At 41.6% G+C, this 596-nt stretch carries 1 protein-coding gene; it reads right to left on the bottom strand.

Annotated features, from left to right (window positions below; translation table 11 throughout):
* A partial coding sequence (locus H5159_RS21260) for a glutamate--tRNA ligase family protein (protein WP_259399139.1) occupies window positions 1–596 on the bottom strand: 596 nt, incomplete at both ends.

Below are 596 nucleotides of genomic sequence, written 5' to 3'. Positions count from 1 at the left end.
CGAGCACGTGATAAGTCAGAGCCTAATATTTCCATTGCATCAAGCACTGACGTACTTGACGTTTTGCCAGTAATTGCGACAAATATTGGCTCTAAAAAGTCTTTAATCTTAAGCTCGTGGAATGTAGCCACTTCTTTTGCAATTGCAAAAATAGCGGGCTTATCAAAGCTACGTAAGCCTTCTAGCTGCCATACAAAAAATTGTAGTGCTTGGCGTATTACGTTTTCGTCTGCTTTACCAGCTGTTAATAGCGCAGGATCGTAAGTTGGAATACCACCTACAAAATGTCCAGCAAGCTCAACCATATCCGAAAGGGTATTAATACGCGTTTTAGCCTCAGGTAATACTTTAGCTAACATTTCACCGTTAAACTTCCAATCAACAAAGCGCTGAATTAACTGCTCGTCGGTTAAATTTTCACGGATCCACATGCCGTTTAACCAGCTTAATTTATCCACGTCGAATACTGGACCACCAAGCGATACGCGCTTCATGTCAAAGTTTTCAATCATTTCATTAAGTGTGAACTTTTCACGCTCATCTGGCATTGACCAACCCATACGACCTAAGTAGTTAAGCACGGCTTCTGGCAGGTA

This window comes from Pseudoalteromonas sp. SG43-1 (assembly GCF_014164415.1).
GTDB lineage: Bacteria > Pseudomonadota > Gammaproteobacteria > Enterobacterales > Alteromonadaceae > Pseudoalteromonas > Pseudoalteromonas distincta.
This window is presented reverse-complemented; position numbering and strand designations above follow the sequence as displayed.